The organism is Streptomyces sp. NPDC044063, assembly GCF_056434285.1.
This window is the reverse complement of sequence record NZ_JBWKFM010000033.1, coordinates 58,724-72,510: the sequence shown is the minus strand read 5'-3', so window position 1 is coordinate 72,510 and position 13,787 is coordinate 58,724. Positions and strand designations below refer to the sequence as shown.

At 74.4% G+C, this 13,787-nt stretch carries 15 protein-coding genes; 10 read left to right on the top strand and 5 right to left on the bottom strand.

From position 1 onward, the window contains the following. Positions 1-201 precede the first annotated feature (201 nt). Entirely contained in the window at positions 202-1,299 is a 1,098-nt protein-coding gene (dapC, locus tag AC07BS_RS30015; RefSeq protein ID WP_478935081.1) for a succinyldiaminopimelate transaminase, read from the top strand. An 86-nt stretch (positions 1,300-1,385) separates the two neighbouring features. Here the strand turns inward: dapC and AC07BS_RS30010 are convergent, their stop codons facing one another. Both AC07BS_RS30010 and AC07BS_RS30005 read right to left on the bottom strand, forming a co-directional pair. Next, the gene (locus AC07BS_RS30010; RefSeq protein WP_478642849.1) at positions 1,386-1,781 is read right to left on the bottom strand and encodes an ATP-binding protein; all 396 of its coding nucleotides are present in this window, start codon (positions 1,779-1,781) and stop codon (positions 1,386-1,388) included. Positions 1,782-2,080: 299 nt separating this feature from the next. Continuing rightward, positions 2,081-2,998, bottom strand: coding sequence for a VldE C-terminal domain-containing protein (locus AC07BS_RS30005; RefSeq protein WP_478642847.1), 918 nt, complete (start codon positions 2,996-2,998; stop codon positions 2,081-2,083). 74 nt (positions 2,999-3,072) lie between these two features. Here AC07BS_RS30005 and dapE point away from each other — a divergent pair, with 74 nt between their 5' ends. Both dapE and AC07BS_RS29995 read left to right on the top strand, forming a co-directional pair. After that, on the top strand, positions 3,073-4,152 hold the full coding sequence (gene dapE / locus AC07BS_RS30000; protein ID WP_478642846.1) for a succinyl-diaminopimelate desuccinylase: 1,080 nt from the start codon (positions 3,073-3,075) through the stop codon (positions 4,150-4,152). A 79-nt stretch (positions 4,153-4,231) separates the two neighbouring features. Then, positions 4,232-4,981, top strand: a complete 750-nt coding sequence (locus AC07BS_RS29995; protein ID WP_478642844.1) for an LOG family protein — start codon at positions 4,232-4,234, stop codon at positions 4,979-4,981. Positions 4,982-5,016: 35 nt separating this feature from the next. On the opposite strand, the gene folP is transcribed toward AC07BS_RS29995, so the two are convergent. After that, on the bottom strand, positions 5,017-5,877 hold the full coding sequence (gene folP, locus AC07BS_RS29990; protein ID WP_478643235.1) for a dihydropteroate synthase: 861 nt from the start codon (positions 5,875-5,877) through the stop codon (positions 5,017-5,019). 107 nt (positions 5,878-5,984) lie between these two features. Between folP and AC07BS_RS29985 the strand changes: the two genes are divergently transcribed. Next, entirely contained in the window at positions 5,985-6,401 is a 417-nt protein-coding gene (locus AC07BS_RS29985; protein ID WP_478642842.1) for a cell division protein DivIVA, read from the top strand. Beyond that, a complete protein-coding gene (locus AC07BS_RS29980; RefSeq protein ID WP_478642841.1) occupies positions 6,398-7,006 on the top strand; it encodes a DNA-3-methyladenine glycosylase I in 609 nt (202 codons plus the stop codon). The genes AC07BS_RS29985 and AC07BS_RS29980 overlap by 4 nt, the downstream gene beginning before the upstream one ends. A 58-nt stretch (positions 7,007-7,064) precedes the next feature. Here AC07BS_RS29980 and chcB read toward each other — a convergent pair whose 3' ends face one another. Further along, entirely contained in the window at positions 7,065-7,865 is an 801-nt protein-coding gene (chcB, locus tag AC07BS_RS29975; RefSeq protein ID WP_478642839.1) for a 2-cyclohexenylcarbonyl CoA isomerase, read from the bottom strand. A gap of 309 nt (positions 7,866-8,174) precedes the next feature. On the opposite strand from chcB, the gene AC07BS_RS29970 reads away from it, so the two are divergent. Next, positions 8,175-8,342 (top strand): DUF3117 domain-containing protein, encoded by a 168-nt coding sequence (locus tag AC07BS_RS29970; protein WP_003985072.1) that lies wholly within the window; start codon positions 8,175-8,177, stop codon positions 8,340-8,342. 118 nt (positions 8,343-8,460) lie between these two features. Here the strand turns inward: AC07BS_RS29970 and AC07BS_RS29965 are convergent, their stop codons facing one another. After that, positions 8,461-9,129, bottom strand: coding sequence for an O-methyltransferase (locus AC07BS_RS29965; protein WP_478642837.1), 669 nt, complete (start codon positions 9,127-9,129; stop codon positions 8,461-8,463). Positions 9,130-9,305: 176 nt separating this feature from the next. Between AC07BS_RS29965 and sigE the strand changes: the two genes are divergently transcribed. The 4 genes from sigE to AC07BS_RS29945 all read left to right on the top strand — a co-directional run bounded on the left by sigE (position 9,306) and on the right by AC07BS_RS29945 (position 13,720). Then, positions 9,306-10,085 (top strand): RNA polymerase sigma factor SigE, encoded by a 780-nt coding sequence (gene sigE / locus AC07BS_RS29960; RefSeq protein WP_478642836.1) that lies wholly within the window; start codon positions 9,306-9,308, stop codon positions 10,083-10,085. Then, the gene (locus tag AC07BS_RS29955) at positions 10,082-10,804 is read left to right on the top strand and encodes a zf-HC2 domain-containing protein (protein WP_478642835.1); all 723 of its coding nucleotides are present in this window, start codon (positions 10,082-10,084) and stop codon (positions 10,802-10,804) included. Before sigE ends, AC07BS_RS29955 begins: the two co-directional genes overlap by 4 nt. 81 nt (positions 10,805-10,885) lie before the next feature. Beyond that, positions 10,886-13,168 carry a S1C family serine protease gene (locus AC07BS_RS29950; protein WP_478642832.1) on the top strand — a complete coding sequence of 761 codons (2,283 nt, stop codon included), beginning with the start codon at positions 10,886-10,888 and terminating at the stop codon, positions 13,166-13,168. A 108-nt stretch (positions 13,169-13,276) separates the two neighbouring features. Beyond that, on the top strand, positions 13,277-13,720 hold the full coding sequence (locus AC07BS_RS29945) for a sec-independent translocase (RefSeq protein ID WP_478642831.1): 444 nt from the start codon (positions 13,277-13,279) through the stop codon (positions 13,718-13,720). The last annotated feature ends 67 nt before the right edge of the window (positions 13,721-13,787 follow it).

Sequence of the window (13,787 nt, the reverse complement as noted above, 5' to 3'; positions counted from 1 at the left end):
CACAGCAGAAGAAAGCAGCGACGGGGCTACGCTCCCCGTCCACCCCCCCCCCCCCTCCCCCCCCCTCCCCCCCCCCCCCCCCCCCCCCCCCCCCCCCCCCCCCCCCCCCCCCCCCCCCCCCCCCCCCCCCCCCCCCCCCCCGCGGCGTTTCCCCCCACGCCCGCACCACCCCTTCCCGCACGAGAGCGAGCAGCGAGCACCGTGAGCGCAGTCTCTTCCCGTCTCCCCGTCTTCCCCTGGGACCGCCTCGAGCCGTACAAGGCCACCGCGGCCGCCCATCCCGGCGGCATCGTGGACCTGTCGGTGGGGACCCCCGTCGACCCCGTGCCCGCGGTGATCCAGCGGGCGCTGGCCGGTGCGGCGGACAGCCCGGGCTATCCCACGGTCTGGGGCACAGCCGCCCTGCGGGACGCGCTCACCGGCTGGGCCGGGCGGCGCCTGGGCGCCACCGGGCTGGAGCACACCAATGTGCTGCCGGTGGTCGGCTCCAAGGAGCTGGTGGCCTGGCTGCCGACCCAGCTCGGCCTCGGCGCCGGGGACCGGGTCGCCTTCCCGCGGCTGGCCTACCCCACGTACGAGGTGGGCGCGCGCCTGGCGGGTGCCGAGCCGGTGGTCTACGACGACCCCGAGGAGCTCGACCCGGCGGGCCTGAAGCTGCTCTGGCTGAACTCGCCGTCCAACCCCACGGGCCGGGTGCTGTCCAAGGAGGAGCTGCGTGCCGCCGTGGCCTGGGCCCGCGAGCACGGTGTGCTGGTCGTCAGCGACGAGTGCTACCTGGAGCTGGGCTGGGAGGCCGACCCGGTCTCGGTGCTGCACCCGGACGTCTGCGGCGGCTCGTACGAGGGCGTCGTCGCCGTCCACTCCCTCTCCAAGCGCTCCAACCTGGCCGGCTACCGCTCCGCGTTCCTGGCCGGTGACGCCGCGGTGCTGGGCGAGCTGCTGAAGATCCGCAAGCACGGCGGCATGATGATCCCCGCCCCGGTGCAGGCCGCCACCGTGGCGGCCCTGGGGGACACGGAGCACGTCGCCGAGCAGCGGGCCCGCTACGCCGCGCGCCGGAACGCGCTGCGGACCGCGTTCGAGGGCGCCGGCTTCCGCATCGAGCACAGCGAGGCGTCGCTGTACCTGTGGGCGACGCGGGACGAGCCGTGCTGGGAGACGGTGGGCAGCCTGGCCGAGCGGGGCATCCTGGTGGCCCCCGGAGAGTTCTACGGCCCGGCGGGCGAGCGATTCGTGCGCGTGGCCTTCACCGCGACCGATGAGCGCGTGGAGGCCGCTGTCCGTCGTCTGGCCGAGTAGCGGCTACGCACGGCGCGTACGCGAAGGGGGCCCGGGAGATGAACTCCCGGGCCCCCTCGGTGCTGCGGTGCCGTACGTGCGCTGGATCAGCCGCCCAGCGGAACCTGGGGCAGGCCGCCCTTGGTCGCGCCCTGGACGGTGCCGCCGAGGGCCTGGGCGCCGCTGCCCACGAGCTTGCCCGCGGCCTTGTTGGCGGCCGGGACGGTCTCGTTGCCGGCCTTCTGCACGGCGCCGGTGGCGGCCGGCACGGCGGTGTGGACAGCCTTGTTCCCGACGCCCGACGCGACGGATCCGGCCTGCTCGGAGGCGGCGCCGACGGTCTTGCTCGCGGTGCTGGTGTCCAGGGCGCTGACCGGGGCGAGGTCGGTGGCCTGAGGCAGCGCCGCGGCGCTGGCGGACCCGGCCGCACCGACGACCGGAGCGGCACCCGCCGCGACGAGCAGGGCCACCCGGGCGATCCGGCGCGTGAGGGGGAGGGACATGTTGCTCCTTTGACGGAGTGGGAAGTCGGTTGCTGTCCGGCGAGCGGACGCAGTGACTACCGCGTGAGCCCGTGGAAGGTTGCGGTGCCCCAAGGTAAAGAGTGGGTAATGCGTCGCATTATCGGTTTCCCGGAAACCCGGCCAAACCGGTCAGGTTGTCAAGCTGTAAGGAAGGCTGAAAAGCCTTTTGTCACAAGGCTGTCGGGGGCGCGTCGGGCACACGTGCGGATCCCGGCGCATGGCCCGGGGCGCGGCAATTCGCGTATGCGCCGTTTACCCCGGCCGAGTGGACGGCCGTACTAGTGAACGGTCGTGATGCGTACGGTCCCGGCGTCCTGGGCGGCCCGGTCGCCGGACTTCCGCCAGCCGTCCGCCGAGTCCTCCGCCGTCCAGGTCCGTCCACCGAAGGAGACGCTGGACAGGCGCAGTTCGGCCGCGTGCGCCACGGCCCACGACGCCACCGCCCAGCCGCGCCGGTCGGGGGAGTCGACCGTCGAGTCCGGGTCGGGCCGCACCGTCGCCGTCACCGTGTACGCCGCGGCGGCCGCCGGCCGGCCCGCGGCGGCCGTGGCCGGGGCCAGCACCCCGGACCCGAACTCGCGCGAGAGCTTCTTCCGGACCGCCGCCGGATCGCCCGGCGTGCCGTCGTCCGGGCTCTTCGTGCAGCTGAACGAGGCCTGCGCCCGGCCCGTGAGCCCCGACGCCAGCAGCGAGGCCTCCGGCTCGTGCTTGGCGTACGCCTGCGGGAACCCGCTGCGCTGCACCTTCTGCGCGGCCACCGTCAGCGGCAGCCGCGAATAGCCGGGCACCCGCACCAGGTGGTCGTAGAACCTCCCGGCCGCGTACACCGGGTCCGTGATCTGCCGCGCGGTGCCCCAGCCCTGCGTCGGCCGCTGCTGGAACAGGCCCAGCGAATCCCGGTCGCCGTGGTGGATGTTGCGCAGCCCCGACTCCTGCATCGCGGTCGCCAGCGCGATCGTCACCGCCCGCTCCGGCAGCCCGCGCGCCGAGCCCACGGCCGAGATCGTCGCCGCGTTCACCGCCTGCTCCGGGGCCATCGCGTACGAGGTCCCGTTCGCCCGCACCACACAGCGCGGCGCACCGGGGCCGCCCGTCACCAGCTGGGCCACCAGATATCCGATCAACGCCAGCAGCACGGCACAGGCGGCCACGATGCGCAGCGTTCGGCCACGGCGGGTGACGGTGATCCGGGACATGCGGGCCACGTTACTTCAGAGTCCGTCCGGCGACGGCCCGGGACCGTACCGGCGGTCGCGTTAGGCTCGCCGGCATGGATCACACCGCACTGGACCTGTCCCTCGACGCCGTCGCGCTCACCGCCGCGCTCGTCGACTTCCGTTCCGAGAGCGGTGACGAGAAGGCCCTCGCCGACGCCGTCGAGGCCGCGCTGCGGGAGCTGCCGCACCTGACCGTCGACCGGCACGGCAACAACGTCGTCGCCCGCACCCACCTCGGCCGCGCCGAGCGGGTCGTCCTGGCCGGGCACATCGACACCGTCCCGATCGCCGGCAACGTGCCCTCCCGGCTGGACGAGAACGGCGTCCTGTGGGGCTGCGGCACCAGCGACATGAAGTCCGGCGTCGCCGTCCAGCTGCGCCTCGCCGCCACCGTCCCCGCGCCCAACCGCGACCTGACCTTCGTCTTCTACGACAACGAGGAGGTCGCCGCCCACCTCAACGGCCTCGGCCACGTGGCCGAGGCGCACCCCGACTGGCTGGCGGGCGACTTCGCCGTGCTGCTGGAGCCCTCCGACGGCGAGGTCGAGGGCGGCTGCCAGGGCACCCTGCGGGTCCACCTGCGCACCGCGGGGGAGCGCGCCCACTCGGCGCGCGGCTGGATGGGCTCCAACGCGATCCACGCCGCCGCGCCGATCCTCGACCGCCTCGCCTCGTACGAGCCGCGCGAGCCCGTCGTCGACGGCCTCCGCTACCGCGAGGGCCTCAACGCCGTACGGATCGAGGGAGGGGTGGCCAACAACGTCATCCCCGACGCGTGCACCGTGACGGTGAACTTCCGCTACGCCCCGGACCGCTCCGAGGAGGAGGCGCTCGCGCACGTCCGCGAGGTCTTCGCCGACTGCGGCGTCACGGAGTTCGTCGTCGACGACCACTCCGCCGGTGCCCGCCCCGGCCTGACCCACCCGGCGGCCGTGGCCTTCATGGAGGCCGTGGGCGGCACGGCCCGGCCCAAGTTCGGCTGGACCGACGTGTCCCGCTTCAGCGCCCTGGGCGTCCCCGCCGTCAACTACGGTCCGGGCGACCCGCTCTACGCGCACAAGCGGGACGAGCACGTGGTGGCCGAGCGGATCACGCACTGCGAGGAGCGGCTGCGCGCCTGGCTGACGAGCTGACGACCAGGTCGGGGCGGCGTTCCGCGGGCCTACGCTGAACCGCATCGAATCCGACGACATGCAGCGGAGGGAGCTCGGTATGGTCAATTCCGAGGGGGCGCGCGCGCCGCGGGAGCAGCGCCGGGGGCCGGTCGTACGGCGGCACAGCCAGATGCAGGTGGGCACCACCGACCAGCATCTGCTGGACACCCGGGGGGCGGCCGACTGGGTGCACGAGGACCCGTTCCGGGTCCTGCGCATCCAGTCCGAGTTCGTCGAGGGCTTCGGGGCGCTGGCCGAACTGCCACCGGCGATCAGTGTGTTCGGCTCGGCCCGGACCCGGCCCGGCACCCCGGAGTACAAGGCCGGGGTGGCCATCGGGCGCGGCCTGGTCGAGGCCGGCTTCGCGGTCATCACCGGCGGTGGCCCCGGTGCGATGGAGGCCGCCAACAAGGGCGCGATGGAGGCCGGCGGCGTCTCCGTGGGCCTGGGCATCGAGCTGCCCTTCGAGCAGGGCCTCAACCCGTACGTGAACCTGGGCGTGGACTTCCGCTACTTCTTCGTCCGCAAGACGATGTTCGTGAAGTACGCGAGCGGGTTCGTGGTCCTGCCGGGCGGGCTGGGCACGCTGGACGAGCTCTTCGAGGCCCTCACGCTCGTCCAGACGAAGAAGGTCACCCGCTTCCCGATCGTCCTCTTCGGCTCGGCCTACTGGCGGGGCCTGGTGGACTGGCTGACCGACACCATCGTCGCCGAGGGCAAGGCCGGGCCGCAGGACCTCCAGCTGTTCCACATCACCGACGACGTCGACGAGACCGTCGAGGTCGTCACCAAGGAGGCGGGCACCTGAGCCCCGCCCGCGGCCGGTCCGGCCGGGCCGGCCCTCTAGGCCAGTCCTCGCCGGGCCACCGCGGGCTCCCGGTGGCCGGCGATGGACGCCACCATGTCCAGCACCTGCCGGGTCTCCGCCACCTCGTGCACCCGGTAGACCTGGGCGCCCAGCCAGGCCGAGACGGCCGTCGTGGCCAGCGTGCCCAGGACGCGCTCCTTGACCGGCTTGTCGAGGGTCTCGCCGACGAAGTCCTTGTTGGACAGCGAGACGAGCACGGGCCAGCCCGTCTCCGCCATCTCGCCCAGCCGGCGGGTGGCCTCCAGCGAGTGCCGGGTGTTCTTCCCGAAGTCGTGCCCCGGGTCGATCATGATGCCGTCGCGCCGTACGCCGAGCGCGACGGCCCGCTCGGCCAGACCGGTGGTGACCTCCAGGATGTCCGCCATCACATCCTCGTAGGCGATCCGGTGCGGCCGGGTGCGCGGGGCGACGCCGCCCGCGTGGGTGCACACCAGCCCCGCCCCGTAGCGGGCGGCGACCTCGGCCAGCTTCGGGTCCACCCCGCCCCACGCGTCGTTGAGCACGTCCGCGCCCGCCTCGCAGACCGCCTCGCCGACCTCGTGCCGCCAGGTGTCGACGCTGATCACCACGTCCGGGTGACGCCGGCGCACCTCGGCCACGAAGCCGACCGTGCGGCGGGCCTCCTCCACGGCGTCCACCTCGGCGCCCGGGCCCGCCTTCACGCCCCCGATGTCGATGATGGCCGCGCCCTCGGCCACGGCCCGCTCGACGCGGGCCAGCGCCGGCTCGTCGGCGAAGGTGGCGCCCTGGTCGTAGAAGGAGTCCGGCGTCCGATTGACGATCGCCATGATCACCGGCTCGTGCCTGTCGAACTCGCGTCGCCCCAGCCGCAGCATCTTCCGCACTCCCTCTCCGTGGTCCGGCAGCGACCTTAACCGTCGGTGCGGCATGGCACGATCGGGGTGGACGGTTTGGCTGACGGCGGACATTCGGGGAGACGGCCGTGTTCTGGTTCTTGCTCATCGCGCTGGTCGTGGTGGTCGGCGCGGTCACCCTCGCCGTCGCCGGGGGTGGCGGCGCGGGCGTGCTGCCCGAGGCGGAGCCGGACAGGATCGCCTGGCCGCTGCCGGCCGCCCGTCCGCTCGGCCGCGCCGATGTGGAGGCGCTGCGCCTGCCGCTGGCCCTGCGCGGCTACCGCATGACCGAGACCGACGACGCGCTGGACCGGCTCGGCGCCGAACTGGCCGAGCGGGACGCCCGCATCGCCGAGCTGGAGGCCGCGCTGGCCGGGGCCCAGGCGGCGGCGATGGGCGGCGCCGGTCCGGTGGCGGGCGGGGAGGCCGCGCGCCCGGCGCGCGGCGACGACGCACGGCGGACGCCTTCCGAGGGGAAGGCGCCGGGGGAAGGGGAGAGGGAATGACCGACGGCGGCGTGGTGCGGGGGCCGGACGGGCTGGCGCGCTGTCCGTGGGGCCTGGAGACGGAGTCCCGCGCGGACTACCGGGCCTACCACGACACCGAGTGGGGGCGGCCGGTGCACGGCGACGACGCCCTCTACGAGCGGATATGCCTGGAGGCCTTCCAGTCCGGCCTGTCGTGGCTGACGATCCTGCGCCGGCGCGAGGGCTTCCGCGCGGCGTTCGCGGACTTCTCCGTCGCCAAGGTGGCGGCGTTCACGGCCGAGGACGAGGCGCGGCTGCTGGCCGACCCGGGGATCATCCGCAACCGCGCGAAGATCGCGGCGGCGACGGCCAACGCCCGGGCGGCCGTGGAACTGGGCCCCGGCGGGCTCGACGCGCTCGTCTGGTCGTACGCGCCGGCCCCCGGCCGGTCCGCGCCCCGGACGGCCGCCGACGTCCCGGCGGTCACACCGGAGTCGACGGCCCTGGCCAAGGAACTCAAGAAGCGCGGATTCCGCTTCGTCGGCCCGACGACGTCCTACGCCCTGATGCAGGCCTGCGGGCTGGTGAACGACCACCTCGCGGACTGCGGGGCGCGCGACGGGGTGCCGGGGTCGGACGGCTGACGGGCCGCCGGGCCCGGCCTGCCCCGGCCCGTCGGCCGGGGCAGGCCGAAAGATCGGATCAGCGCCCGGTGAAGCGCGGCTTCTCCTTGGCGAGGAAGGCCGCGACGGCGATCCCGTGGTCCTCGGAGGCGCCGGCCCGGGCCTGGAGCTCCTCCTCCTTCGCCAGGGTCTCCTCCAGCGAGTGGCCGGCCCCGTACGCCAGCGACTCCTTGATGGCCGCGTAGGCGCTCGTCGGCCCCTGGGCGAGGCGCCGGGCGACGGCCTCGGCCTCGGCGGCGAGCTCCGCCTCCGGGACGACCTTGTTGGCGATGCCCAGCTCCAGGGCCTCCGCGGCGCCGATGCTGCGAGGGAAGAGCAGCAGATCGCTCGCGCGGCTGGTGCCGATGAGGCGGGGGAGGGTCCAGGAGACGCCGGAGTCGGCGGTGAGGGCCACCCCGGCGAAGGACGTGTTGAAGGAGGCGGTGTCGGCGACGACGCGGTAGTCGGCCGCGAGGGCGAAGCCCGCGCCGGCGCCGGCCGCGACGCCGTTCACCCCGGCGACGACCGGCTTGGCCATCCGGGTGATCGCCGTGACGATGGGGTTGTAGTGGTCCCGGACGGTGTCCATCGTCGTCCGGGTGCCGTTCTCGCGGTCGGCCGCCAGCGACGCGACGTGTTCCTTGAGGTCCTGGCCCACGCAGAAGGCCCGGCCGGTCGCGGTGAGCAGCACCGCCCGTACGGCGGGGTCGCCGGCCGCCTGTCGCAGGGCGTCGCGCAGGGCCTCCTTGGTCGCGGTGTCCAGCGCGTTCATGGCGCCGGGACGGTTGAGCGTGAGCGTCGCCAGCCCCTCGTTCACCTCGTACAGCACGCTGTCGGCCATGGTGCGTCCCTCCCTGGTTCGGCTGCGGTCCGGTGCCAGCATGCCGGAGATCATCGGGGCCCGGCATGTGACCTGCGTCAAAGAATCGGGGGCCGAAGTGACCCCCGGGGCGACGTGGGAGGGCCGCACGATCCCCGAATTGAGTGGTTTTGCGGCAGCGCGTTGCCGAAGGGATGCCGACCGATGTTGGTCATTGGGTCGCGCGATGCGGGATAATGGCCTGGAAGCAATGTGTTCGATGCCGGTGACGTGCGCCCTTCCAGAGGGCCATCGGCTGACGATGAGCTGGTTTCAGGAAGGGGAACGAGCATGGCGGCCATGAAGCCGCGGACGGGCGATGGCCCGCTCGAGGTGACCAAGGAGGGGCGGGGCATCGTCATGCGGGTTCCGCTCGAGGGCGGCGGTCGTCTCGTCGTCGAGCTGACCCCTGACGAGGCCAAGGCTCTCGGCGAGGCCCTGGAGAAGGTCACCGTCTGACGCGCACGGTCCACGAATCCCGCACCGCCCCGGCCGCCGGCTCACCCGGTTCCGGGGCGGCGGTGTATCCGCGGCCGTGATCCCATCGGCCCCGGGGTGCTCACACACCCCGCCCGGCTCAGGCGCCGCGCCGTACCGCGCACAGCAGTCCGTCGCCGACCGGCAGCAGGGACGGCACCAGCGCCGTGGACTCCCGCACGGCCCGCAGCAGTTCGCGCAGCCGCTGCACCTCGGCGGGCGGCAGCGCGGAGTCGACGGTACGGCCGTCAGCGAAGACCCCCTCGAAGCACACCAGCCCGCCCGGGCGCAGCAGGCGCAACGATTCGGCTAGGTAGTCGAGGCACTCCGTCCGGTCACCGTCGCAGAAGACCAGGTCGTACCCGCCGTCGGCCAGCCGCGGCAGCACCTCCAGGGCGCGGCCGGGGATGAACCGGGCCCGGTTGCCGGCGAAGCCCGCGGCACGGAACGCCTGCCGGGCGAACTGCTGGCACTCCGGGTCGCTGTCCACCGTCGTCAGCACCCCGTCCGGGCGCATGCCGTGCAGGAGGTGGATGCCGGAGACCCCGGTGCCGGTGCCGATCTCGGCGACGGCCTTGGCGTCCGCAGCGGCGGCGAGCAGGCGCAGCGCCGCGCCGGTGCCGTTCGACACCGAGCGGAGACCTGCCTCGTAGGCCCGGTCCCGGGCCCAGCGCAGCGCCTCGTCCTCGGCGACGAACACATCGGCGAACGCCCAGCTCGTCTGCTGGTTGCCGGTAATGGCCCTCTCCTGTCCCCGTAGTCGACGCAACCGTGACTGTATCCGCTGACCACGGGAACCCGCAGATGGGACCGGGCGTTGGAAGGGCCGAGGGGGAAGTGCGACAGCGGGAACCGGAAGCTCCGGCCGCACGTCGGTGATCATGGCGATCCGTTCACAAAAACCGGGTCAAAAATGCTTATCCGGAGCTAACGGGCGAGGTGGATATGGTAGGGGCTCCACTGGACACCACCAGAGCCGACAGGGGAGGTGCGGCTGCGGGCGGCGACCGCCGTGGAGTGCTCAGGCGCTTCCGCAGGTACGTTCCCGAGCCGAAATCCGTGACCTACACCGCTGACAGTTCCACCACCGCCGGCACCGCGACCACCGCGACGTTCGCCACCGACGCGGACGCGCCGGCGTGGACCCCTCCCACCTGGGAGGAGATCGTCAGCACCCACAGCGCCCGGGTCTACCGCCTCGCCTATCGCCTCACCGGCAACCAGCACGACGCCGAGGACCTCACCCAGGAGGTCTTCGTCCGCGTCTTCCGCTCGCTGTCCACGTACACCCCGGGGACGTTCGAGGGGTGGCTGCACCGCATCACCACCAACCTCTTCCTCGACATGGTCCGGCGTCGCCAGCGCATCCGCTTCGACGCGCTGGCCGAGGACGCCGCCGAGCGGCTGCCCAGCCGCGAGCCGTCCCCCCAGCAGCACTTCAACGACACCCACTTCGACGCCGACGTCCAGCAGGCGCTCGACACCCTCGCCCCGGAGTTCCGCGCCGCGGTCGTCCTGTGCGACATCGAGGGCCTGTCCTACGAGGAGATCGCCGCGACCCTCGGCGTGAAGCTCGGCACCGTCCGCAGCCGCATCCACCGCGGCCGCTCCCACCTGCGCAAGGCGCTCCAGCACCGCTCGCCCGCCGCCCGGGCCGAGCAGCGCGCCGAGGCCGGGGCGGTGGCGGCGCGCGTCCCGATCGGTGGGGAGGTCGGTCTCGCGTGAGCGGTTCAGGCGGTCCGTCCCCCGCCGAGCACCATCTCGGCGACCGCCTCGCGGCCCTGGTCGACGGGGAGTTGGGACACGACGCGCGGGAGCGGGTGCTGGCGCACCTCGCCACCTGCTGGACGTGCAAAGCGGAAGCCGACGCGCAGCGTCGGCTCAAAAGTGTTTTCGCGCAGGCGGCGCCCCCGCCGCTGTCCGACTCCCTGCTGGCCCGGTTGCAGGGCCTGCCGGGCGGTGGGACCGGCGGTGACGGCCCGGAGGGGACCGACCGGGGAAGACCCGGCCCCGCCGTGCGCGCCGACGCCTACGCCCTCCTGCCGGTGGCGACCGGGCCCCGTGACCGCGGCTTCCGGGTCCACCCCGGCGGCCGGGGCGGCCAGGACACCGCCGTTCGCGGCGGCGGTGGCGCGCGCGGCCGGCGGTTCGCCTTCGCGGCGGCCGGCGCGGTCTCGCTGGCGGCCTTCGCCCTGGTCGGCGCCCAGCCCCTGGAGACCCCCGTGGAGGACCCCCGGCCCCGCGCCGGCGGCTCCAGCTCGACGGCGACCTCCTCCCTCGCCATGACCCCCGGGAGCCACCTGGAGCGCGACGCGATCCACACGGCGACCACGTTCGGGGCGCCGCGCTCCCTCGGCGTCTCCCTGCTGCGTCCCTCCGAGGCGCCGGTGCTCCCGCCGCTCGTCCGCGCCTCCCGTGCCCTCTCGGAGGCCCCGGCCCCCTGACCGCTCACCACCTGGTGTAATCGTCCTTGGGGCGCGCGTGCTTTCGGTATGCGCGCTCCCGGACGAACGGTGGGGAGAAGGATGGACGAGGGGACGGCGCGGGACTCCGCGCCCAAGCCGCCGGCGCGGGACTCCGCGCCCAAGCCGCAGTGGTGGCAGCGACGACGCCCGCGCGGCGGCGCGCAGCCGGAGGCCGACCAGTGGCTCCTGCCGGAGGCTCCCGCCCCCGAGGGCACCACGCCCCCGCCGGGCCCGCACCGCGGCACTCCGGCGGCCCCCACCGGTACCGCCGACGCGGGCCCGGCCCCGCACCCCCTGGACGCCGGCCCGGCGCCCGTGCCGATGCACGCCCCCGAGGCGGGCCCGGCGCCCGTGCCGATGCACGCCCCCGAGGCGGGCCCGGCGCCCGTGCCGATGCACGCCCCCGACCCGTACGGCACCCCGCCCTACGGCCGCCCCGGCCCGTGGGCCCCGGCCCCGCCGGTCCAGCGCCCGACGGTGACCCCGGCCCAGGGCACGTACGTCCCGCCGGGCGGGACGCCGGCCCCGGGCACGTACGTCCCGGCGGAGGGTCCGGCGGTCGCCGATACATCGGTTCCGCCGGTGGCTCCGGCCGCCCCGGGCGCGTACGCGCCGGAGCCGGGCGCCGTGCCCGCCGGCACGTCCGCTCCGGGCGCGGGTACGTATGCCCCGGCGGAGGGTCCGGCGGTCGCCGATACATCGGTTCCGCCGGTGGCTCCGGCCGCCCCGGGCGCGTACGCGCCGGAGCCGGGCACCGTGCCTGCTGGCACGTCCGCTCCGGGCGCGGGTACGTATGCCCCGGCGGAGGGTCCCGCGGCCGCCGATACATCGGCTCCGCCGGTGGCCCCGGGCGCTTCCGTGCCCACCGGCACGCCCGCTCCGGAAGTCGCCCCGGCGCCCCGCACGTACGTCCCGGCCGAGGGCTCCGCCGTCGGCTACGAGCAGTCCGTTCCCGCGGACTCCGCGCCCGGCTCCGGCCCGGAGGCGGCGGACTACCCGCTGGCCGCTCCCACCCCGGCGGAAGCCCAGGCGCCGGCGACGCCTCCGGCCGACCCGGCCGTCACACCCGCCCCGTACCCGCAGGACGCCCCCGTCGCCGCCGTACCGCCGCACGAGCAGCCGGCCCCCGCCGTCCCCGGCACCGGCCCCCAGGGCCCCTGGGCCTACGACCCCTGGGCGGCGTCCGCCGTCCAAGCCGCGGCCGCCGCGCCGCACAGCGGTGGCGCCGGGCGCGGCAAGCCGATCACCAAGGCCCGGCTCCTCGCCGGTGCCGCCGTCGTGGCGCTCGTGTCCGGTGTCGTCGGTGGCGGGCTCGGGGCCTGGCTGGAGCACGACGGCGGGATCGGGCACCGCGTGTCGCTGCCGCAGGCGTCGGCCGAGGCGTCCGACCGGGCGCCCGGCAGCATCGCCGGGATCGCCGCCCGCGCCCTGCCGGGCGTGGTCACGATCCATGTCTCCGGCGGTGGCGAACAGGGCACCGGCACCGGCTTCGTCCTGGACGACAAGGGCCACATCCTCACCAACAACCACGTCGTGCAGCCGGCCGGCTCCAGCGGCTCCATATCCGTGACGTTCAACGGCGGCCAGACCGCCAAGGCGACCCTCGTCGGCCGCGACGGCGGCTACGACCTGGCGGTCATCAAGGTCACCGGCGTCTCGCACCTCACCCCGCTGCCCCTCGGCAACTCCGACTCCGTGCGCGTGGGCGACTCCGTCGTCGCCATCGGCGCCCCGTTCGACCTCGCGGGCACCGTCACCACCGGGATCATCAGTGCCAAGGAGCGCCCGATCACCGCCGGCGGCAAGAAGCAGGACGGCAGCGACATCAGCTACGTCGACGCCCTCCAGACCGACGCCCCGATCAACCCGGGCAACTCCGGCGGCCCCCTGATGGACTCCTCGGCCCGCGTGATCGGCGTCAACAGCGCCATCCGTTCCGCCGGCGAGTCGGAGGGCGGCGGTCAGGGCGGCAGCATCGGTCTCGGCTTCGCCATACCGATCAATCAGGCCCGGCGCGTCGCCGAGGAGCTGATCAACACGGGCCGGGCCACCCACCCCGTCATCGGGGTCTCCGTGGACAACGGCTACCAGGGCGACGGCGCCCGGGTGAACGCCGACAGCGACAAGGGCAAGGGCGTCAGCCCCGGCGGCCCCGCCGACAAGGCCGGCGTCCGCGCCGGCGACGTGATCAAGAAGGTCGACGGGGTGGCCGTGCACAGCGGCCGCGAGCTCATCATCAAGATCCGCAGCCACCGTCCGGGTGACGCCCTGACCCTCACCGTCGAGCGTGACGGCGCGGCGCGTGACGTACGGCTCACCCTGGGATCGGCCAGTGCGCGCTGACTCCCGGCCGCTCGCCGGCCGACGCGTCTCCCACCTGTCCCCGCGCGCCAGGTACCGTGATAGTCGGCCTGGACACCCGGCCCCCGACGCCACAAGGAGCTGTGCAACGTGCTCGACATAGGACCCCTCGAGCTGGTCGCGCTCGTCGTCCTCGCGGTGCTCATCTTCGGGCCCGACAAGCTGCCCAAGCTGATCCAGGACGTGTCGCGCACGCTGCGCAGGATCCGGGACTTCTCGGACAACGCCAAGCAGGACATCCGCAACGAGCTCGGCCCCGAGTTCAAGGACTTCGAGTTCGAGGACCTCAACCCCAAGACCTTCGTCCGCAAGCACGTGCTGGACAAGGACGAGCTGGGGCTGAAGGACATCCGCAACGGCTTCGACTTCCGGTCCGAGATGTCCGACGTCACCGACGCGGTGCACGGTCGTACGCCCGAGTCGCAGGCCCCGGCGGCCGCCGCGGGCTCCGCTCCGGCCACTCCCGACCTGCTCAAGAAGCGCGAGCGGCTCCAGGAGGGCGAGCGTCCGCCGTTCGACGCCGACGCCACCTGAGCCCGTGTTGGCCCTGCCCCATTGACGGGGGTGGCTATCCTCCCCTTGTTCGGGGTGCCGTCGCCCG